Origin of the sequence: Streptomyces sp. NPDC001536 (genome assembly GCF_042894505.1) — a bacterium.
In the GTDB taxonomy this organism is placed as follows: Bacteria; Actinomycetota; Actinomycetes; order Streptomycetales; family Streptomycetaceae; genus Streptomyces.
The window spans coordinates 38,127-58,076 of record NZ_JBIAVQ010000009.1 but is presented as its reverse complement, the minus strand read 5'-3'; the positions used below and the strand labels follow the sequence as shown (position 1 = coordinate 58,076).

Below are 19,950 nucleotides of genomic sequence, written 5' to 3'. Positions count from 1 at the left end.
CGCGGGAGCCCTACAGCGGCACGATGTCCGGCGCCCCCAACCGAGCCGCGTCGGCCGTCAGGTCGTCGGGCTGGCGCTGCGACTCCCGCTCCGCCTCCACCCGCTTCTCGTAGTGCTGGATCTCCCGCTCGATGTGGTCCTTGTCCCAGCCCAGCACCGGCGCCATCAACTCGGCGGCCTCCCGCGCACTCAGCGTCCCCCGGTCGAAGGTCTCGATGGAGATCCGCGTCCGCCGGGTCAGCACGTCGTCCAGATGCCGCGCCCCCTCGTGCGAGGCGGCGTACACGACCTCGGCGCGCAGATAGTCGTCGGCCGCCTGCAACGGCTCCCCGAGCGAGGCGTCCGCCGCGATGAGGTCCAGGACCTCCTCCGCCAGTGAGCCGAATCGGTTCAGCAGATGCTCCACCCGCACCACGTGCAGCCCCGTCCGGGCGGCGATCCGCGCTCGCGCGTTCCACAGCGCCCGGTATCCCTCGGCGCCCAGCAGCGGCACGTCCTCGGTGACGCACTCGGCGACCCGCAGATCGAGCGCGTGCACGGCCTCGTCCACGGCGTCCTTGGCCATGACCCGGTACGTCGTGTACTTGCCGCCCGCCACGACCACGAGCCCCGGCACGGGATGCGCCACGGTGTGCTCGCGGGACAGCTTGCTGGTCGCGTCCGACTCCCCGGCCAGCAACGGCCGCAGACCGGCGTACACGCCCTCGACGTCGTCGCGCGTGAGCGGCACGGCGAGCACCGAGTTCACGTGTTCCAGCAGGTAGTCGATGTCCGCGCTGGACGCGGCGGGGTGTGCCTTGTCGAGGTCCCAGTCCGTGTCGGTGGTGCCGATGATCCAGTGCCGGCCCCACGGGATGACGAACAGCACGGACTTCTCGGTACGCAGGATCAGCCCGGTCGTCGCGTGGATGCGGTCCTTGGGCACGACGAGGTGGATGCCCTTGGAGGCCCGTACGTGGAACTGTCCCCGCTCGCCCACCATGGCCTGCGTGTCGTCGGTCCACACGCCCGTGGCGTTGACGATCTGCTTGGCGCGGACCTCGTACTCCCCGCCCGCCTCGACGTCCTGCACGCGGGCGCCGACGACGCGTTCGCCCTCGCGGAGGAAGCCGGTCACCCGGGCGCGGTTGGCGACCTGCGCGCCGTACGCCGCCGCCGTACGCACCAGGGTGGCCACGAAGCGGGCGTCGTCCATCTGGGCGTCGTAGTACTGGAGGGCACCGACCAGGGCGTCCTTCTTCAAGGCGGGCGCGATGCGCAGCGCGTGACGGCGGCTCAGATGACGGTGCATCGGCAGGCCCCGGCCATGCCCGCGGGCCATCGACATGGTGTCGTAGAGCGCGACGCCGGACCCGGCGTACAGCCGCTCCCAGCCCTTGTGCTGAAGCGGATACAGGAACGGCACCGGCTTCACGAGATGCGGAGCTAGCCGTTCCAGCAGCAGCCCGCGCTCCTTCAACGCCTCCCGGACGAGGGCGAAGTCGAGCATCTCCAGATAGCGCAGACCGCCGTGGATGAGCTTGCTCGACCGGCTGGAGGTGCCCGACGCCCAGTCACGCGCCTCCACCAGGCCGACGGACAGTCCCCGCGTCACCGCGTCGAGGGCGGTCCCGGCACCGACCACGCCGGCGCCCACCACCAGTAGGTCCAGCTCGCGCTCGGCCATGGACGCGAGTGCCTCGGCTCGCTGTGCCGGCCCCAGTGTCGCTGTCCTCACCGCTGCCTCCCGCTGTCGGTCACACCGGACTCATCCGTGAGGAGTGACCCGGTCCGTATCCCTCATGCCCAAATTCTGACCGCCTTGCCCGACTTCAGCCACCAGTCACCCCCAGCCTGTGGACAACTTCCACAAGTCATGGGCCAAAGCTTGAGGAACCCCCGCGGGAAGACACAGGGAATCAATCTCGTATTTCGGTCAGATTTACTCTTAGTCTGACATTGCGCTCGCTCGTCCAGTCCACAGGGCTTGCGCACCTGTCCCGCTTCGGCTACTGGGAAGGACGGTCCAACGCCATGCCCGCAGATCTCGCCGTCATCGGACTCGGCCCCTACGGACTGCCCCTGGCCCAGGCCGCCGTCGCCGCCGGCATCCCCACGCTCGGTTACCGCACCGGGCCCGAGTCCGGCTCCCTCAGCCCCGCCGAACTGCGCCGGATGCTCTCGGGGGGCTTCCGGCCGACCACCTCCCCCGCCGAACTCGGCCGGGTGCGCACCGCGGTCATCTGCGCGCCCACCCCGCGCGGGGCGGACGGCGGCCTCGACCTCACCCAGGTGGAGTCCGCGGCCCGCACCCTGGCCGCCCAGCTGCGCCCGCACACCACGGTCATCCTGGAGTCCCCGGTCCCCCCGGGCACCACCGAGGACCTTCTGCGCCCCCTCCTCGAAGAGGGCTCCGGCCTCCGCGCGGGCCGCGACTTCCACCTCGCCTACTCCCCCAGCCGCGTCGACCCCGGCAACCGCGACTTCACCCCCGCCAACACCCCGAAGGTCATCGGTGGCCTGACCCCCGCCTGCACGGAATCAGCCGCCGCGTTCTACTCCCGTCTCACCGACAAGGTGGTACGCGCGCGTGGCCCACGGGAAGCGGAGACCGTCCAGCTCCTGGAGACCAACTTCCGCCACGTCAACATCGCCCTCGTCAACGAGATGGCCGTCCTCTGCCACGACCTGGGCGTCGACCTGTGGGACGTCGTCCGCTGCGCGGAGACCAAGCCCTTCGGCTTCCACTCCTTCCGCCCCGGCCCCGGCGTCGGCGGCCACGCGGTCCCCCAGGACCTGACCGCCGCCCCCGCCGGCCGCACGCTCCGCATGGTGGAACTCGCCCAGCAGGTCAACAGCCAGATGCCGCGTTACGTCGTCCAGCGCGCCGCCGCCCTCCTCAACGAGCACGGCAAGTCGGCGCGCGGCGCCCGCGTCCTCCTGCTGGGCGTCACCTACAAACCCGACCTCGCCGACCAACAGGCCACCCCCGCACGCGAGATCGCGATCCGCCTGATGGAACTCGGCGCCGCGGTCAGCTACCACGACCCCCACGTCCCCTCCTGGAACGTCCTGGACCGCCCGGTCCCCCGCGCGGACTCCCTCTACGAGGCCGCCGCCGACGCGGACCTGACGATCCTGCTCCAGCAGCACCGGACGTACGACCTCCAGGGCCTGTCGGTGAAGGCCCAGCTGCTGCTGGACACGCGCGGGGCCACGCCGACGGGGGCGGCGCACCGGCTCTGAGGGGAAATTGGCTGGTGGCGCCGGGTGGAGTGCCTGCTACTCTTCGGCGACTCGCCCGGCAGGCGAGCCTCGTCGCACACTCGTGCGCACACCCCGCTCCGCTCGCCCGACAGTCCCATGGGGGGATCTCTGTCATGACCCAGCCAACCCCGCCGCAGCAGCCCACCGACGGCAATCCGTTCGCCCAGCAGCCGGCCCCGGTGCCGCCCGCCGCCCCGGCCCGCGACAACCTCGCCCTCGGCGTGGTCGCCGCCGTCGTCGTGGCCCTGGTCACCGCGGGCCTCTACGGCTACATCCTCAAGGCCACCGAGCGCGAGATCGGCTACGCCGCGATCGGCGTCGGCCTCGCCATCGGCTTCGCCGCGGGCAAGGGCGGCGGCGCGAACCCGATCCTGCCGATCGTGAGCGGCGTGCTGTCGCTCGTCGCGGTCTGCCTTGGTCAGCTGTTCGGGGTCGCGTTGATCATGGACGCCACCGAGGCCAGTGTCACCCTCACCGACGTGCTCACCGAGTACTCCGACCTGGTCGTCACGATCTGGAAGGAGTCGTTCGACGCGATGAGCTTCCTGTTCCTCGCCATCGGCGCCTTCGCCGCGTTCTCGGGCGCCAAGAAGGCCGTGGCCTGAGCATGGTGCCCGTACCCGTGGTTCTCCTGCTGGTCGGTCTCGCGGCCACCGGATGGGGCGGCCGCCTGGCGTTCGACGTGCGCGGGGCGGCCGACGTCTGGGCGGAGCGCGCCAGGATCAACACCGAGCTGAGAGCCGCCGCCACGGGCGACTTCCGCCCGCTCGACACGGTGTGGACGGCCCGCCAATTCCGCATACGGGGCGCCCGTATCTTCGCCGGCGGCATCGTCCTGCTGATGGCCGCCTTCCTGAAGGCCTGGCTCTGAAGCCGCGACAGCACGTCGAAGGGCCCGCCCACCTCCCCGGTGGACGGGCCCTTCGACGTCGTACGATCTACCGCTTGTGCTGCGAGTCCGCCACCGTCACCTCGACGCGCTGGAACTCCTTCAGCTCGCTGTACCCGGTCGTGGCCATGGCCCGCTTGAGCGCGCCAAAGAGGTTCATGGAGCCGTCGGGAGTGTGCGACGGACCGGTCAGCACCTCCTCGACCGTGCCGACCGTGCCGAGGTCGACCTTCTTGCCGCGCGGGAGCTCCTCGTTGACGGCCTCCATGCCCCAGTGGTGGCCCTTGCCGGGCGCGTCCGTGGCGCGGGCGAGCGGGGAGCCCATCATCACGGCGTCCGCGCCGCAGGCGATGGCCTTGGGGAGGTCGCCTGACCAGCCCACGCCACCGTCCGCGATGACGTGCACGTACCGGCCGCCGGACTCGTCCATGTAGTCACGGCGGGCAGCCGCCACGTCGGCCACCGCCGTCGCCATCGGGACCTGGATGCCCAGCACATTGCGCGTGGTGTGCGCCGCGCCGCCGCCGAAGCCGACCAGGACGCCCGCGGCGCCGGTGCGCATGAGGTGCAGGGCGGCGGTGTACGTGGCGCAGCCGCCCACGATCACCGGGACGTCGAGCTCGTAGATGAACTGCTTCAGGTTCAGCGGCTCGTGCGAACCCGACACGTGCTCGGCCGACACCGTCGTACCGCGAATGACGAAGATGTCCACGCCCGCGTCGACGACGGCCTTGGAGAACTGCGCCGTGCGCTGCGGGGAGAGCGCGGCCGCGGTGACCACGCCCGAGTCGCGCACCTCCTTGATGCGCGCGCCGATCAGCTCCTCCTTGATGGGGGCGGAGTAGATCTCCTGGAGGCGCCGGGTCGCCGTCTCCGAGTCGAGGCCGACGATCTCGTCGAGCAGCGGCTGCGGGTCCTCGTAGCGCGTCCACAGGCCCTCGAGGTTGAGCACGCCGAGGCCGCCGAGCTCGCCGATGCGGATCGCGGTGGCCGGGGAGACGACCGAGTCCATGGGGGCGGCCAGGAACGGCAGCTCGAAGCGGTAGGCGTCGATCTGCCAGGCGATCGAGACCTCCTTCGGGTCGCGCGTACGACGGCTCGGGACGACGGCGATGTCGTCGAAGGCGTACGCCCGGCGGCCGCGCTTGCCGCGCCCGATCTCGATCTCAGTCACGTGTGTGGCCTTTCCCTGATGCGTTGCAGCGCCTCCCAGTATCCCCGACGGGTACGGCAAGGGCGGCCCCGGATGCTCCGGAGCCGCCCTTGAGCGATCTGGTGGCTACTTACGGCTGTAGTTCGGCGCCTCGACCGTCATCTGGATGTCGTGCGGGTGCGACTCCTTCAGACCCGCCGACGTGATCCGTACGAAGCGGCCGTTGGCCTGGAGGTCCGGCACCGTGCGGCCGCCGACGTAGAACATCGACTGGCGCAGTCCGCCGACCAGCTGGTGGACGACCGAGTGCAGCGGGCCGCGGTAGGGCACCTGGCCCTCGATGCCCTCGGGGACCAGCTGCTCGTCGGAGGCGACGCCCTCCTGGAAGTAGCGGTCCTTGGAGAAGGACTTGCGCTCGCCGCGGGTCTGCATGGCGCCGAGCGAGCCCATGCCGCGGTACGACTTGAACTGCTTGCCGTTGATGAAGAGGAGCTCGCCCGGGGACTCCTCGCAGCCCGCGAGCAGCGAGCCCAGCATCACGGTGTCGGCACCCGCGACCAGGGCCTTGGCGATGTCACCGGAGTACTGGAGGCCACCGTCGCCGATGACCGGGATGCCGGCCTCCTTGGCGGCCAGCGAGGCCTCGTAGATCGCGGTGACCTGCGGGACGCCGATGCCGGCGACGACACGGGTCGTACAGATGGAGCCGGGTCCGACACCGACCTTGATGCCGTCCACGCCGGAGTCGATGAGCGCCTGGGCGCCGTCACGGGTGGCGATGTTGCCGCCGATGACGTCGACGCCGGAGGAGTTCGACTTGATCTTGGCGACCATGTCGCCGACCAGCCGGGAGTGGCCGTGCGCGGTGTCGACGACGATGAAGTCGACGCCGACCTCGATGAGCGCCTGGGCGCGCTCGAAGGCGTCACCGGCCACGCCGACCGCGGCACCGACGAGCAGCCGGCCCTCGCCGTCCTTGGCCGCGTTGGGGTACTTCTCCGCCTTGACGAAGTCCTTGACGGTGATGAGGCCCTTGAGGACACCCGCGTCGTCGACCAGCGGCAGCTTCTCGATCTTGTGCTTGCGCAGCAGCTCCATGGCCTCGACACCGGAGATGCCGACCTTGCCGGTGACCAGCGGCATCGGCGTCATGACCTCGCGGACCCGGCGGGAGCGGTCGCTCTCGAAGGCCATGTCTCGGTTGGTGACGATGCCGAGGAGCTTCTTGCCCGGGTCGGTGACCGGGACGCCGCTGATGCGGAACTTGGCGCACAGCGCGTCGGCCTCGGCGAGCGTGGCGTCCGGGTGCACGGTGATCGGGTCGGCCACCATGCCGGACTCGGAGCGCTTCACCAGGTCGACCTGGTTGGCCTGGTCCTCGATGGAGAGATTGCGGTGCAGAACACCGACGCCGCCCTGACGGGCCATCGCGATCGCCATACGCGACTCGGTGACCTTGTCCATGGCGGCGGACAGCAGCGGGATGTTCACCCGCACGTTCTTGGAGACGTACGAGGCGGTGTCGATCTCGTCGGGCGCCATGTCCGACGCGCCCGGCAGCAGCAGCACGTCGTCGTAGGTCAGCCCGAGTGTCGCGAATTTGTCAGGCACTCCGTCGACGTTTGCAGTCATGACACCTTCCCCAATGGCCTTGATCGGTGCGGATGTCCATGCTAACGGGAAGGAAGGGTCCCGAATTCCACGGTTCCGTCCGGCTACCGGCTTCGTATGTTCGTACGGAACTCAGATACGGCCTGTTCAACAAAGGCACAACAGCAGGGAACTACTGCTCGGCAAGGGCCCGCAGCCGACTCAGCGCCCGATGCTGGGCCACCCGGACCGCACCCGGTGACATTCCCAACATCTGTCCCGTCTCCTCCGCCGTCAGCCCCACCGCGATCCGCAGCAGCAACAGCTCCCGCTGGTTCTCGGGGAGGTTGGCGAGCAGTTTCTTGGCCCATTCGGCGTCACTGCTGAGCAGCGCGCGCTCCTCGGGGCCGAGGGAGTCGTCCGGCCGCTCGGGCATCTCGTCGGACGGCACCGCCGTCGAGCCGGGACCACGCATCGCCGCTCGCTGAAGGTCGGCGACCTTGTGGGCGGCGATGGCGAAGACGAAGGCCTCGAAGGGCCGACCGGTGTCCCGGTAGCGCGGCAGGGCGAGCAGAACCGCGACGCAGACCTCCTGCGCCAGGTCCTCCACGAAGTGACGCGCGTCGCCGGGCAGCCGTGACAGACGGGTGCGGCAGTAGCGCAGCGCCAGTGGGTGGACATGGGCGAGCAGGTCGTGTGTCGCCTGCTCATCCCCGTCGACGGCGCGGTGAACGAGCCCACCGATCACCGTCGTCTCGTCCTCGCGCATCGGTCCATGGTGCCTTGCGGCCGTTTCATCCGCGGCATCACGTCCGATGTTGTGCACCGAAGCGTTATGAGCAGGTGCGCCGGAACTCATACCCTGCGCCCTCCCCTTCCGCTCGACCGACTCGTCCCCGAGAGACTCCACACCTCAAGGATGCGGCATCGGCACCGAAACAAGCACCGGGCACGAACACCCGCGCCCCAAAGGGGCGCGGGGCTGCATCAACATGCGGCTACCGCTGCGTGGGCGCGACCAGCCACGATGCGCCCGCGGCCATACGACTACCTGTACGACCGAGCTCTCAGCGAACCAGACCCCACCGGAACCCGAGCGCCACAGCATGCGCCCGGTCAGACGCACCCAGCTTCTTGAACAACCGCCGAGCATGCGTCTTGACGGTGTCCTCGGAGAGAAACAGCTCGCGCCCGATCTCCGCGTTGGACCGTCCGTGGCTCATCCCTTCGAGCACCTGGATCTCACGCGCGGTAAGCGTCGGCGCGGCACCCATCTCAGCGGAACGCAGCCGACGCGGAGCCAACCGCCAAGTGGGGTCGGCGAGGGCCTGCGTCACCGTGGCCCGCAGTTCCGCACGCGAAGCGTCCTTGTGCAGATAGCCCCGCGCGCCGGCGGCGACCGCGAGCGCGACCCCGTCCAGGTCCTCCGCGACGGTGAGCATGATGATGCGCGCACCGGGGTCGGCGGACAGCAGCCGCCGCACGGTCTCGACGCCGCCCAGACCGGGCATGCGTACGTCCATCAGAATCAGGTCCGAGCGGTCGGCGCCCCAGCGGCGGAGGACTTCCTCGCCGTTGGCCGCGGTCGTCACGCGCTCGACGCCGGGCACGGTCGCGACCGCGCGGCGGAGCGCCTCTCGGGCAAGCGGGGAGTCGTCGCAGACGAGGACGGATGTCATGGCCGCCCTCCGCAGCTGATGCACGTCACCTTGAGCCTCCAGGCTGGTACGAAATCGTCACCTGTGCGGTCGACCGTCTCGGACGCCTGCCCGAGCGCTTTGTGTTTCAACCGCCTCCGCACTCTCAACGACGGTCACTCGAAAGAGTTACGGGGCCGTGTGCCATCTTCGGCACTCTACGTGAGGGTGCGGACACGGTGCAGACATGCACGACGGACCCACAACGTTTCATCACAACCAGTGCCCCATTTAGCCCTATTTCTTCCCATTTACTGGTGTCTGAGGCTAGATTCGCAATGAGTCATATTTTCATCTCCTTAGATCGCAGATGTACGGTCGTAGACACCACAAGCGCCACAGAACGGCTACAAGGGGTCACGCAATGGCAGATTTCTCCCGCCTTCCCGGACCGAACGCGGACCTGTGGGACTGGCAGCTTCTGGCCGCCTGTCGCGGGGTGGACAGCTCGCTCTTCTTCCATCCGGAGGGCGAGCGAGGAGCGGCCCGGAGTGCTCGCGAGAACTCGGCCAAGGAGGTCTGCATGAGATGCCCGGTCCGCGCCCAGTGCGCGGCGCACGCGCTGGCGGTGAGAGAGCCGTACGGCGTGTGGGGCGGGCTGACCGAGGACGAGCGCGAAGAGCTCATGGGGCGGGCCCGCAACCGGCTGGTGACGGCGTCGTCGGTCGGCGGACACACCGTCTCGAACAACTGAAGGAACGTTTCTGCCAGAGGGGCACGCGTACGCGTGCCCTTCCTTATTTCCGGCCCGCCGCGATCGCGAGCCGATCCAGGGTCGCCGCCACCGCGGGCACCTGGGCCAGATCGGGCAGGGTCAGCGCGACGATCTCCCGCCGTACGGCCGGTTCCAGCGTGACGGTGCGCGCGCCTCGCGGCCGTACGGACTCGATGGCCAGCTGCGGCAGCACGGCCACGCCGAGGCCGGCGCCCACCAGTCCCACCACCGCCGGGTAGTCGTCGGTCGCGAAGTCGATGCGGGGCGTGAACCCGGCGCCCTCGCACACCTGCACCAACTGCCCCCGGCAGCGCGGACATCCGGCGATCCAGGACTCCCGCGCGAGTTCCCCGATGGCCACGGACCCCGCGGAGGCGAGCCGGTGCCGCTCCGGTACGAGGGCGACGAGGCGGTCCCGCAGCAGTGGCCGTACGACGAGGTCGTCCCACTCGCCTTCCTGGGCGGCCCCCGCGTACCGGAAGGCGAGCGCGACATCGCAGTCGCCCTCCCTCAACATCGCGACGGACTGCGGGGGTTCGGCCTCCTCCAGGGAGACGCGCGTGCCCGGGTGCGCGGCACGCAGCGCCGCGAGCGCGGTCGGTACGAGGGTGGAGCTGCCGCTGGGGAAGGAGACGAGCCGCACGCGCCCGGCCCGCAGTCCGGCGATGGCGGCGACCTCCTCCTCCGCCGCCGTCAGCCCGGCGAGGATCCCGGCGGCGTGCCGCACGAGCGCCTCCCCCGCCTGGGTCAGCCGCATCTCGCGGCCGCTGCGGATGAGCAGCGGGGTGCCGACGGACGCCTCCAGGGCCTTCATCTGCTGGCTCACCGCGGGCTGGGTGCAGCCCAGTTCGCGCCCGGCGGCGGAGAAGGAGCCGGTGGTGGCGACGGCGCGCAGGACGCGTAGATGGCGGGCTTCGATCACACGATCGAGGATAAGCGCATCTTTGACATACCGCCGAATAATGCGTGGCGACTTTGATGACCTGCCGCCTACCGTTTTCTCATGAAGCTTCTGTCAGTCAACCTGGGCCGTGCGAAGGCCGTGCCGTACACGGACAACCCTGAAGGCGTGACCGGCATCGACAAGCGGCCGGCCGACGGGCCCGTGCGGGTGGCGGCGCCGGGCCCCAAGGGCATCGCCGGGAGCGGTCTCGCCGGGGACGCGGTGTGCAAGCGGCAGCATCACGGCGGTGACGACCAGGCGGTGTACGCGATGGCGCGCGAGGACCTGGACGACTGGGAGCGTGAGCTCGGCCGTGCCCTGGCCGACGGCGCCTTCGGCGAGAACCTCACGACACAGGGCATCGACGTCTCCGGCGCGCTGATCGGCGAACGCTGGCGCATCGGGCCCGAGGTGGTGCTGGAGGTCACCAGCGCGCGCATCCCGTGCGGCACCTTCCAGGGCCATATGGAGGAGAAGCGGTGGGTGAAGAGGTTCACGCGGAAGGGCGCTCCCGGGGCGTACCTGCGGGTGATCCGGCCCGGCGAGATCAGTTCCGGGGACCCTGTCGAGATCGTGCACCGGCCGGACCACGACGTGACCGTCGCCCTGGCGTTCCGGGCGATGACCACCGAACGGCCCCTCCAGCCGCGGCTGTTGGCGGCGGGCGAGGCGCTCCATCCGGAAGTGCGGCAGTGGGCGCTCGAATATGTGGAGAAGCACGGCGTCTGACGGCGTCCTCTCAAGCGGACGCTGTCCGTCCCGGTCACTAACCTTGCGCCATGACAACGGCATTGATTACGGGATCGACCGCGGGCATCGGTGCCGCGTTCGCACGGCGCCTCGCCGCCGACGGCCACAACCTCGTCCTGGTGGCCCGCGACACCAAGCGGCTGCGCGAACAGGCCACCGAGCTCCACGACCGCCACGGCATCGAGGCGGAGGTCCTCACGGCGGACCTCGCGGAGGACTCCGGCATCGAGACGGTGGCCACCCGCCTCGCCGACCGCAGGAACCCGGTCGACCTGCTGGTCAACAACGCCGGCTTCGGCAACAAGGGCCGCTACCTCGACGTCTCCATGGCCGACGAGCTCAAGATGCTCAAGGTCCACTGCGAGGCGGTGCTGCGGCTGACGTCTGCGGCCACGGAGGGGATGCGCGAGCGGGGCCGCGGCGGCGTGGTCAACGTCGCCTCGGTCGCCGCCTTCGTCCCCCGCGGCACCTACGGGGCGTCCAAGGCCTGGGTCGTGCAGTTCACCCAGGGCGCGGCCAAGGACCTGGCGGGGAGCGGGGTACGGCTGATGGCCCTCTGCCCGGGCTTCGTCCGCACCGAGTTCCACCAGCGGGCCGGCATGGGCACGGACAACATCCCCAACTGGATGTGGCTCGACGCGGACAAGCTCGTGGCGTCCGCATTGAACGACCTCGCGCGCGGCAAGACGCTGTCGATTCCGGATCCCCGGTACAAGGCGTTGATGGGGGTGGTGAAGGTGGTGCCTCGGGGGTTGCTCGGGGGGATCAGCTCCAAGACGGGGCGGAAGTACGGGCCTCAGTAGGGGTGTGCGGGGTGAGGGCGACGGCTGCGCGCGGTTCGCCCGTCACCGCCACCCCGATCTCGCCCCCCGCGCCTCCATGGCGCTCATGACGCCAAAGGGGAGGAGAATGGTGCCGTACAACCGGACCCAGGGGGGCCGGAGGCGACGGTGGCATGACCTTCGTACAGCTCATCGACTGCAAAACCAGCCGGTTCGACGAGATGAACCGGCTGATGGACACGTGGGTCGAGCAGACCAAGGGGAAACGGACGGCGACACACAGTGTGATCGGGAAGGACCGGTCGGACGCGTCGCACTTCGTCGAGATCGTGGAGTTTCCGTCGTACGAGGAGGCGATGCGGAATTCCGGGCTGCCGGAGACCGACAAGGTGTTCCGGGAGATGGTCGCGCTGTGCGACGAGATGCCGACCTTCACCGATCTGGACGTGGTGCGGGACGAGCAACTGTACGCGACCACCGCTCGGCGGTTCTTCGAGACGCTGGCCGGGAGCGGGGAGCTGTCGGCGCTCGACGAGCTGGTCGCGGCGGATTATCACGACCACGATCCCGCCAATGAGCAGGACGCCGTCGGGCTCGATGCCATGCGGCAGGAGGTCGAGATGTGGCGGGGGGCCTTCGACTTCGGGTTCACGATCCATGAGCAGATCGCCCAGGGTGACCGGGTGTGCACGCGGTGGAGCTGGAACGGGACCCATGTCGGGGACTTCTTCGGAATTCCGGCCAGTGGGAAGCGGGTCACGATGACCGGGACCACCATTCACCGGTGTGCCCTCGACGGGCGGATCGCGGAGGGGTGGTGGCAGTACGACCGGCTGGGGCTGATGGCGCAGTTGGGTGCGCTGGACGACCTGGAGCAGTAGGGCCGCGGCGGGACGGCGAAGGCCCGGCACCCATGTCCGGGGGCCGGGCCTTCTGCTAGCCGCTCAGGTCAGTGGGAGTGACCGTGGCCGTGGCTGTGGCCCGCCTCGGCCGGCTCCTCTTCCTTCTTCTCGACGACCAGGGTCTCGGTCGTCAGGAGGAGGGAGGCGATGGAGGCGGCGTTCTCCAGGGCGGAGCGGGTGACCTTGACCGGGTCGATGACGCCGGCCTTGACCAGGTCGCCGTACTCGCCGGTCGCGGCGTTGAAGCCCTGGCCCTTGTCGAGCTCGGCGACCTTGGAGGTGATGACGTAGCCCTCCAGGCCGGCGTTCTCGGCGATCCAGCGCAGCGGCTCGACGACGGCCTTGCGGACGACGGCGACACCGGTGGCCTCGTCGCCGGTCTTGCCCAGACCGCCCTCGAGGACCTTCGCGGCGTGGACCAGAGCGGAGCCACCACCGGAGACGATGCCCTCCTCGACCGCGGCGCGGGTCGCGGAGATGGCGTCCTCCAGACGGTGCTTCTTCTCCTTCAGCTCCACCTCGGTGGCGGCGCCGACCTTGATCACGCACACGCCGCCGGCCAGCTTCGCGAGGCGCTCCTGGAGCTTCTCGCGGTCCCAGTCGGAGTCCGTGTTCTCGATCTCGGCCCGGATCTGGGCGACGCGGCCCGTGACGTCCGCGGAGTCACCGGCACCGTCGACGACCGTGGTGTCGTCCTTGGTGATCGTCACGCGGCGGGCGGAGCCCAGCACGTCCAGACCGGCCTGGTCGAGCTTGAGGCCGACCTCCTCGGAGATGACCGTGGCGCCGGTGAGGACCGCGAGGTCCTGGAGCATCGCCTTGCGGCGGTCGCCGAAGCCGGGGGCCTTGACCGCGACCGCGTTGAAGGTGCCGCGGATCTTGTTGACGACCAGCGTGGACAGGGCCTCGCCCTCGACGTCCTCGGCGATGATCAGCAGCGGCTTGGAGGCACCGCCCTGGATGACCTTCTCGAGCAGCGGCAGCAGGTCCTGGATCGAGGAGATCTTGCCCTGGTTGATCAGGATGTACGGGTCGTCGAGGACGGCCTCCATACGCTCCTGGTCCGTCACGAAGTACGGGGAGAGGTAGCCCTTGTCGAAGGCCATGCCCTCGGTGAAGTCCAGCTCCAGACCGAAGGTGTTGGACTCCTCGACGGTGATGACACCGTCCTTGCCGACCTTGTCCATCGCCTCGGCGATGAGCTCGCCGACCTGCTGGTCCTGGGCGGACAGCGCGGCGACGGCGGCGATGTCCGCCTTGTCGTCGATCGGGCGGGCGGTCGCGAGGAGGTCCTCGGAGATCGCGGCGACGGCCGCGTCGATGCCCTTCTTCAGCAGCGCCGGGGAGGCACCCGCGGCGACGTTCTTCAGGCCCTCGCGGACCAGCGCCTGGGCGAGCACGGTGGCGGTGGTCGTACCGTCACCCGCGATGTCGTTGGTCTTGGTCGCCACCTCCTTCACCAGCTGCGCGCCGAGGTTCTCGTACGGGTCGTCGATCTCCACCTCGCGGGCGATCGTGACACCGTCGTTGGTGATGGTGGGAGCGCCGAACTTCTTGTCGATGACGACGTTGCGGCCCTTGGGGCCGATCGTCACCTTGACCGTGTCGGCAAGCTTGTTGACGCCGCGCTCAAGGGCGCGACGGGCGTCCTCGTCGAACTTCAGGATCTTCGCCATGGGAGCGGTTCAGCCCTCTCGGAAAACGTGGGTGAAACGAACTGCGCCCCTGACGCCCGGCTTCATAAGGTCGCGGGGGCCCGGGGCGCAGCTCGGAAAAACTTGAGGTGGTTTTACTTCTCGATGATCGCGAGCACGTCGCGAGCCGAGAGGACGAGGTACTCCTCGCCGTTGTACTTCACCTCGGTGCCGCCGTACTTGCTGTACAGCACGATGTCGCCGGTCTTGACGTCGAGCGGCAGGCGCTCGCCGTTCTCGAAGCGGCCCGGGCCCACGGCCAGGACGACGCCCTCCTGGGGCTTCTCCTTGGCGGTGTCCGGGATGACCAGGCCAGAGGCGGTGGTCTGCTCGGCGTCGAGCGGCTGGACCACAATGCGGTCCTCGAGCGGCTTGATGGCAACCTTGGAGCTGGTGGTCGTCACGATCCGACCTCCCCCTTCGGAGATCTCACGGGGTTAACTGTCTGAGGTGGCGACCAGGTGGATCCGTCGTCGCGGGTGCCGGACCTGCCCGTCGCTATTGGCACTCTCCAGGGGGGAGTGCCAGACCCGAGACTATGACTGCGATTAGCACTCGGTCAAGCGGAGTGCCAATTCACCGCGGCGCGGCGGTCCGAGGACACCGCCACGGGGGACTCCTCGGACATCCCGGCGGGTGTCCCTACAGGTAGTCCTCCAGCCGCCCCACCCTCAGCCCCGCCCTCCGGATCTCCCCCAGCGCCCTCTGTGTGCGCTCGACCAGCGTCAGCCCCGTCGTCCCGATGGAAGCCACGGAGATGATGTCGCCCGGCAGCAGCCGCCGCTCGCCCTTCGGGTACGTCAGGTGCTCGTCCCCCATCGACGCGCGCCACAGGACGACCGCCGTGACGCCGCAGTCGGCGGCGGCGCGCAGGGTGGTGGTGTCGTACGTGCCGTAGGGCGGGCGGAAGAGGCGGGGGCGGATGCCGAAGCGGGACTTGAGCTTGTCCTGCTGGCCGCAGATCTCGGCGCGCTGCCCGGCGTAGGGCAGACCGCGCAGGGCGGTGTGGTCCAGGGTGTGGTTCTGGATCGAGGCGCCCACCGACTGGAGGCGGGCGAAGTGCCCGTACCCGGGGCCGACGACGCTGTCGGTGAGGAACATGCTGACGGGCAGCCGCCGTTCACGGACCAGTTCGACGAAGCGCGGGTCCTTCTCGGCACCGTCGTCGTAGGTCAGGAAGACGACCTTGTCGGAGGTGGGGACCCGCCGCACAACGGAGGGCACCCCTGTCCCGGAACCCGTCGCCGTCGCGCCGTACGACCCCGCCTTCCCGCCCAGCCGTTCGACGGGGCCGACGGACCGGGCGCAGCCGGCGAGCAGCATGACCGCCGCCAGGACCGCGGCGGCCGGTGCTCGCGAACTCACAGGTAGTCCTCCAGGCGGGCCACCGCGTACCCCTCGGCCGTGACCTTGTTCAGGAACCGCCGGATCATGTCGGGCATCGTGCCCTTCCACTCCTCGCGGCCGCGGAAGTGACTCAGCACGATGTCACCCGGGCGGATCCTGCGGTCCCACTCGCGGTAGTCCCAGCGGTCGACGAAGACCTCCTCGTTCCAGATCGGGGCGTACTTCACCCCGCAGGACTTCGCGGCGCGCAGGGTGTCCTCGTTGTAGTTGCCGAACGGCGGGCGGAAGAGGGTGGGGCGCTTGCCGTAGCGCTTCTCGATGACGTCCTGCATGCCGCAGATCTCGCGCTTCTGGCGGGCGTAGGACAGGCCCGGCAGGTAGGGGTGATGGAGCGTGTGGTTGTACAGCCCGACCCCCCGGTCCTGCATGTCCTTGAAGTAGCCGTAGTCCTCCTTGGCCAGGTAGTCGCTGAGGAAGGCGGTGTACGGGACCTTCAGCTCGCTCATCATCCGCAGGAACGCCGGGTCCTTCTCGGCGCCGTCGTCGATGGTGAGGAAGACGATCTTCTCCTTGGTCGGGATCGTGGTGAAGACCGGCGGGAGACCCTTCTCCTCGTGGCCGTCCACCTCGAAGCCCTTGCGGGTCGTGATCCTCGGCTTCTTCGCGGGCGGCGCGGGCGGCGCCAGCGGGGCTCTGGCCAGGCCCCAGCGTTTCGCGACCTTCGCGGAGGCGCGGAGCTTCATGGCGTACGAGTCCAGGGCGCGGGCCGGAGCGGCTTTCAGGGGCTGCTGGCCGGGTGCCGGACGCACCGGGCGCACCTCGGTGCTCCCGCCCTGCGCACAGCCCGAGGCGATGACGGCGACGGCGAGCACGGCGATCCCGGCACGGGCGCGGGCGCGGGAAGCACGCTTCGCCCGGCTTTTGTCATTTTGTACGACTGATCCCATGGCGCCGGATCCTCGCAGGCCACCGCCCTGCTCCCGGGCCGACACCGCCGCCGGAGGCGGACCGTCCACCGACTGGCCCACAATGTCCCGGTGAACGACCTCGCCCCTCTCCTCACCCCCGAGGGCCGCGCCCTCCTCGACACGGTGCGCGACACCGCCCCCGCCGACGAACTCGCCGTCGCCACCCGGCTGCGCCGCGAGCACCCGGCCGACCTGGTGTCGGCGGCGCTCGGCCAGGCCCGGCTGCGGCAGCGGGCGGTGGTGAAGTTCGGGGCCGAGGACGCGGGGCGGATGTTCTTCACGCCGAACGGGGTGGAGCAGTCGACGCGGGCGAGTGTGGCGACGTATCGCGCACAGCGGCTCCGGGAGCTGGGCGTCACCTCCGTCGCCGACCTGTGCAGCGGCATCGGGGGCGACGCCATCGCGCTCGCCCGGGCCGGGATCCAGGTGCTCGCCGTGGACCACGATCCGCTGACCGCGGCCGCGGCGCGGGCCAACGCCGACGCGCTGGGGCTCGCCGACCTGATCGAGGTGCGGGAGGCGGATGTCACGGACGTCGACACCTCCCCGTACGACGCCGTGTTCGTCGACCCGGCCCGGCGGTCCTCCAAGCGCGGCCGGATCTTCGACCCCGAGGCCTACTCGCCGCCCCTGTCCTGGGCGATCGACACCGCCCTCAAGGCGCCCCACGCCGCGCTGAAGATCGCCCCCGGCATCCCGCACGAGACCGTCCCCACCGAGGCCGAGGCCGAGTGGATCTCCGACGGCGGGGACGTCAAGGAGGCGGTGCTGTGGTTCGGGACGGCACCGGGGGCCGTCCGGGCGACCCTGCTGCCGGGTCCGCGCACCCTGCTGGGGCGGGGTCTGCCCGACCCCGAAGTCCGCCCCGTCGGACGGTACTTGTACGAACCCGACGGCGCCGTCATCCGCGCCCACCTGGTCGCCGAGGTGGCCGAGGACCTGGAGGGCGGGCTGATCGACGCGACCATCGCCTACATCACCGCCGACGAGCCGCACGTGACGCCGTATGCGACGGCGTACGAGATCACCGACCAACTCCCCTTCAACGTGAAGAAGTTGAAGGCCCTGCTGCGCGAGCGCGAGGTCGGGATCCTGACCGTGAAGAAGCGCGGGTCGGCCGTGGAGCCGGAGGAGCTGCGCAGGAAGGTGCTGCCGAAGCCGTACGGGAGCAGGTCGGCGACCGTGTTCCTGACCCGGGTCGCGGGGGCGCCGACGATGCTGGTCGGCGCCCCCGTGTGACCGGCTAGCGGGTGGCCGTCGTCCGCAGTGCGGTGAGGCCGGAGCCCGCGACGAGCGGCGCCGAGGTCGAACTCGCCGCCGGCTCCAGGCCGTTGTAGTACGGCGTGTAGCCCCACTGGCCGCTGCTCGCGCTGATCGCCGCGCCCGCGGAGTTCAGCGCGGCCGTCGACACCGAGCCGGTGCCGCCGAAGACGGCCAGGTAGTTGAGGCTCGCGGCGCCCTTGACCAGGTAGGACTTGGTGTCGGCGGAGAGGGTGTCGGCCTTCGTCCACAGCAGGGGGCCGTAGACGTTCATCGCCGCGGCGGCCGAGACACCGCCTCGCCAGCTGTCGACGTACGCCAGCGCCGCGTTGCGCGGGCCGCCCCACCAGAATCTGGCGAGGGCCGCCGCGGTGGCCTCGTGGGTGCTGCCCGTCACCGGGTAGTAGGAGTACGTCGAGGGCCAGTTGGAGAACGCCGTGTGCGTCAGCGCGTACTTCGCCGAGCCGCCGACCGTGATGATGTGGGTGTCCCGCGGGTCGAGGCCGTTGAGATAGGACTTCACGGACGCGGTCAGCTTGTTGCCCTCGTTGAGGACGACCACGGCCTTGCCGCTCTTGCCCAGGGCGCCCGCGGCGGAGGCCGCGGCCAGCGCCGAGTGGTAGTCGGTGCCGGTGGAGAGGAAGACGTCGGTCGGGGCGCTGGTGATCGACTTGGCGACGGCGACCGAGGTCGAGTAACGGGACGTGCCCGCGAGGCGCTTGGGCTTGAAGCCGAGCGCGGTGACCTTCGTGGAGACGCTGTTGCTCAGGACGGAGCTGCCGCCGAGGAGGTAGACCGTCGCGCCGGGCTTGAGGATGCGCTTGAGCTCGCTCTGCACGGCGGAGCTCACCGAGGTGGCCGAGGTCAGCAGGACCGGGCCGCCCTTCTTGCCGGCGAGCGCGGCGGCGGTCAGCGCGTACGCCTGGCTGTCCTTGGAGACCAGCACGGCGGCCGAGGCGTTCTTCAGACCGGCCTCGCTCTGGCCGACGGTGTTCCAGGTCCAGCGGGACGCGGCGATGTTGCTGCCGTAGACGTCGGCGCCCCAGACCCGGCCGACGCCGTTCTTGCGCAGCGGCTGCCAGGCGGGCGAGCGGCCCCCGTACGGGAAGACGGCGCCCCGGGTCACCGCGTCCGCGGTGATGGTCAGGACGGCGTTGCCCCCCGTGCAGCAGCCGCCGGTCTCGGTGGTGCCGTGGTCGAAGTGGACCACCATCCGGTCGCTCGCGGGCGCCCAGGACGGGGAGTCGTAGTCGGCGGTGTCCTCGGTGAGGCGGCGCTCGCCCGTGCCGTCGGTGTTGATGGAGAACAGCTGGTTGCGGCCGTCGACGCTGCGGATGAAGGCCAGCTTGGTGCCGTCCGGCGACAGGGCGGGCGCGGCGGCGTTCGTGACCAGCGTGGTCTGGGTGCCGGCGGCCGCGTCGTAGAGCACGATCGACGGCGTCTTGGTGGCGCAGGCCGAGCCGTTGCGCTGGAAGACGACGACGCTGTCGACCGCGGCGGCGCTCGGGTGGGTGTCGCAGCCGCCGCCGCTGGAGAGCAGCGCGGTCGCGCTGCCGCCGCCGGACGGGACGGAGTAGAGCTTCTTGGCGGCGGCGAAGACGATCCGGCTGCCGGAGGCCCAGTACGTCGGGTGGGACGCCGAACGGCCGCTGTAGGTCCCGTCGTAGACCGTGGTCGAGGTGCCGCCCGCGACGCTCACCGTGCGCAGGGTGCCGGCCTGTTCGAAGACGATCCGGCTGCCGTCGGGCGCCCAGGCGGGTGCCTCGTCGTCGGAGCCGCGGGTGGCGTATGTGTCCCCCGCGCCCTCGGTGTCGACCAGGGTGATGCCGTCGTTGACCACGGCGATCGCGCCGTCGGTGGCCGTCCATCCGGGGACGTCGGCCGAGGCGGCGGGCGCGAGCGCGGTGGCGGTGCCGGCGGCGAGGGCCGTCGCGGCGGTGAGCGCGACGAGTCTGCGGCGCGCGGTGAATCTGGTGGATCCGGAAGATCGCACGTGTGTGTACCCCCCACGGGT

Annotated in this window: 19 protein-coding genes; 8 read left to right on the top strand and 11 right to left on the bottom strand. The window is 70.2% G+C overall.

The window, feature by feature from the left end; translation table 11 throughout:
• Window positions 1-10: 10 nt before the first annotated feature.
• Window positions 11-1,717 (bottom strand): glycerol-3-phosphate dehydrogenase/oxidase, encoded by a 1,707-nt coding sequence (locus tag ACFY0U_RS24305; RefSeq protein WP_388639076.1) that lies wholly within the window; start codon window positions 1,715-1,717, stop codon window positions 11-13.
• Between the two features lie 296 nt (window positions 1,718-2,013).
• On the opposite strand from ACFY0U_RS24305, the gene ACFY0U_RS24300 reads away from it, so the two are divergent.
• From ACFY0U_RS24300 to ACFY0U_RS24290, 3 genes are all read left to right on the top strand, one after another.
• Window positions 2,014-3,225: a nucleotide sugar dehydrogenase gene (locus tag ACFY0U_RS24300; protein ID WP_388639074.1), complete on the top strand. Its 1,212-nt coding sequence runs from the start codon at window positions 2,014-2,016 to the stop codon at window positions 3,223-3,225.
• A gap of 134 nt (window positions 3,226-3,359) precedes the next feature.
• Window positions 3,360-3,851, top strand: coding sequence for a hypothetical protein (locus ACFY0U_RS24295; protein ID WP_388639072.1), 492 nt, complete (start codon window positions 3,360-3,362; stop codon window positions 3,849-3,851).
• A 2-nt stretch (window positions 3,852-3,853) separates the two neighbouring features.
• Entirely contained in the window at window positions 3,854-4,117 is a 264-nt protein-coding gene (locus ACFY0U_RS24290) for a hypothetical protein (protein ID WP_388639070.1), read from the top strand.
• A gap of 67 nt (window positions 4,118-4,184) precedes the next feature.
• Here the strand turns inward: ACFY0U_RS24290 and ACFY0U_RS24285 are convergent, their stop codons facing one another.
• The 4 genes from ACFY0U_RS24285 to ACFY0U_RS24270 form a co-directional block, all read right to left on the bottom strand.
• Window positions 4,185-5,309 (bottom strand): GuaB3 family IMP dehydrogenase-related protein, encoded by a 1,125-nt coding sequence (locus ACFY0U_RS24285; RefSeq protein ID WP_388639068.1) that lies wholly within the window; start codon window positions 5,307-5,309, stop codon window positions 4,185-4,187.
• Window positions 5,310-5,414: 105 nt separating this feature from the next.
• Window positions 5,415-6,920 carry an IMP dehydrogenase gene (guaB, locus tag ACFY0U_RS24280; RefSeq protein ID WP_388639066.1) on the bottom strand — a complete coding sequence of 502 codons (1,506 nt, stop codon included), beginning with the start codon at window positions 6,918-6,920 and terminating at the stop codon, window positions 5,415-5,417.
• 151 nt (window positions 6,921-7,071) lie between these two features.
• Entirely contained in the window at window positions 7,072-7,737 is a 666-nt protein-coding gene (locus ACFY0U_RS24275) for a sigma-70 family RNA polymerase sigma factor (protein ID WP_388639064.1), read from the bottom strand.
• Between the two features lie 208 nt (window positions 7,738-7,945).
• Window positions 7,946-8,557 carry a response regulator transcription factor gene (locus ACFY0U_RS24270; protein ID WP_003948568.1) on the bottom strand — a complete coding sequence of 204 codons (612 nt, stop codon included), beginning with the start codon at window positions 8,555-8,557 and terminating at the stop codon, window positions 7,946-7,948.
• A 382-nt stretch (window positions 8,558-8,939) separates the two neighbouring features.
• Between ACFY0U_RS24270 and ACFY0U_RS24265 the strand changes: the two genes are divergently transcribed.
• Entirely contained in the window at window positions 8,940-9,269 is a 330-nt protein-coding gene (locus tag ACFY0U_RS24265) for a WhiB family transcriptional regulator (protein WP_171145937.1), read from the top strand.
• A gap of 43 nt (window positions 9,270-9,312) precedes the next feature.
• On the opposite strand, the gene ACFY0U_RS24260 is transcribed toward ACFY0U_RS24265, so the two are convergent.
• The gene (locus ACFY0U_RS24260) at window positions 9,313-10,212 is read right to left on the bottom strand and encodes a LysR family transcriptional regulator (protein ID WP_388639062.1); all 900 of its coding nucleotides are present in this window, start codon (window positions 10,210-10,212) and stop codon (window positions 9,313-9,315) included.
• An 81-nt stretch (window positions 10,213-10,293) separates the two neighbouring features.
• Between ACFY0U_RS24260 and ACFY0U_RS24255 the strand changes: the two genes are divergently transcribed.
• The 3 genes from ACFY0U_RS24255 to ACFY0U_RS24245 all read left to right on the top strand — a co-directional run bounded on the left by ACFY0U_RS24255 (window position 10,294) and on the right by ACFY0U_RS24245 (window position 12,646).
• Entirely contained in the window at window positions 10,294-10,962 is a 669-nt protein-coding gene (locus ACFY0U_RS24255; RefSeq protein ID WP_388639060.1) for an MOSC domain-containing protein, read from the top strand.
• A gap of 50 nt (window positions 10,963-11,012) precedes the next feature.
• A complete protein-coding gene (locus ACFY0U_RS24250) occupies window positions 11,013-11,786 on the top strand; it encodes an SDR family NAD(P)-dependent oxidoreductase (RefSeq protein WP_388639058.1) in 774 nt (257 codons plus the stop codon).
• A 152-nt stretch (window positions 11,787-11,938) separates the two neighbouring features.
• Window positions 11,939-12,646, top strand: a complete 708-nt coding sequence (locus ACFY0U_RS24245; RefSeq protein ID WP_388639056.1) for an ester cyclase — start codon at window positions 11,939-11,941, stop codon at window positions 12,644-12,646.
• A gap of 68 nt (window positions 12,647-12,714) precedes the next feature.
• Here ACFY0U_RS24245 and groL read toward each other — a convergent pair whose 3' ends face one another.
• From groL to ACFY0U_RS24225, 4 genes are all read right to left on the bottom strand, one after another.
• Window positions 12,715-14,343, bottom strand: coding sequence for a chaperonin GroEL (gene groL / locus ACFY0U_RS24240; protein ID WP_388639054.1), 1,629 nt, complete (start codon window positions 14,341-14,343; stop codon window positions 12,715-12,717).
• 113 nt (window positions 14,344-14,456) lie between these two features.
• A complete protein-coding gene (gene groES, locus ACFY0U_RS24235) occupies window positions 14,457-14,765 on the bottom strand; it encodes a co-chaperone GroES (RefSeq protein WP_003998759.1) in 309 nt (102 codons plus the stop codon).
• A 238-nt stretch (window positions 14,766-15,003) separates the two neighbouring features.
• A complete protein-coding gene (locus ACFY0U_RS24230; protein ID WP_388639052.1) occupies window positions 15,004-15,726 on the bottom strand; it encodes a polysaccharide deacetylase family protein in 723 nt (240 codons plus the stop codon).
• On the bottom strand, window positions 15,723-16,655 hold the full coding sequence (locus ACFY0U_RS24225) for a polysaccharide deacetylase family protein (RefSeq protein WP_388639051.1): 933 nt from the start codon (window positions 16,653-16,655) through the stop codon (window positions 15,723-15,725). The genes ACFY0U_RS24230 and ACFY0U_RS24225 overlap by 4 nt, the downstream gene beginning before the upstream one ends.
• A 90-nt stretch (window positions 16,656-16,745) precedes the next feature.
• Here ACFY0U_RS24225 and ACFY0U_RS24220 point away from each other — a divergent pair, with 90 nt between their 5' ends.
• Window positions 16,746-17,915 (top strand): SAM-dependent methyltransferase, encoded by a 1,170-nt coding sequence (locus ACFY0U_RS24220; protein ID WP_388639050.1) that lies wholly within the window; start codon window positions 16,746-16,748, stop codon window positions 17,913-17,915.
• Window positions 17,916-17,919: 4 nt separating this feature from the next.
• Here ACFY0U_RS24220 and ACFY0U_RS24215 read toward each other — a convergent pair whose 3' ends face one another.
• On the bottom strand, window positions 17,920-19,929 hold the full coding sequence (locus ACFY0U_RS24215; protein ID WP_388639049.1) for a cell wall-binding repeat-containing protein: 2,010 nt from the start codon (window positions 19,927-19,929) through the stop codon (window positions 17,920-17,922).
• Window positions 19,930-19,950: the final 21 nt, after the last annotated feature.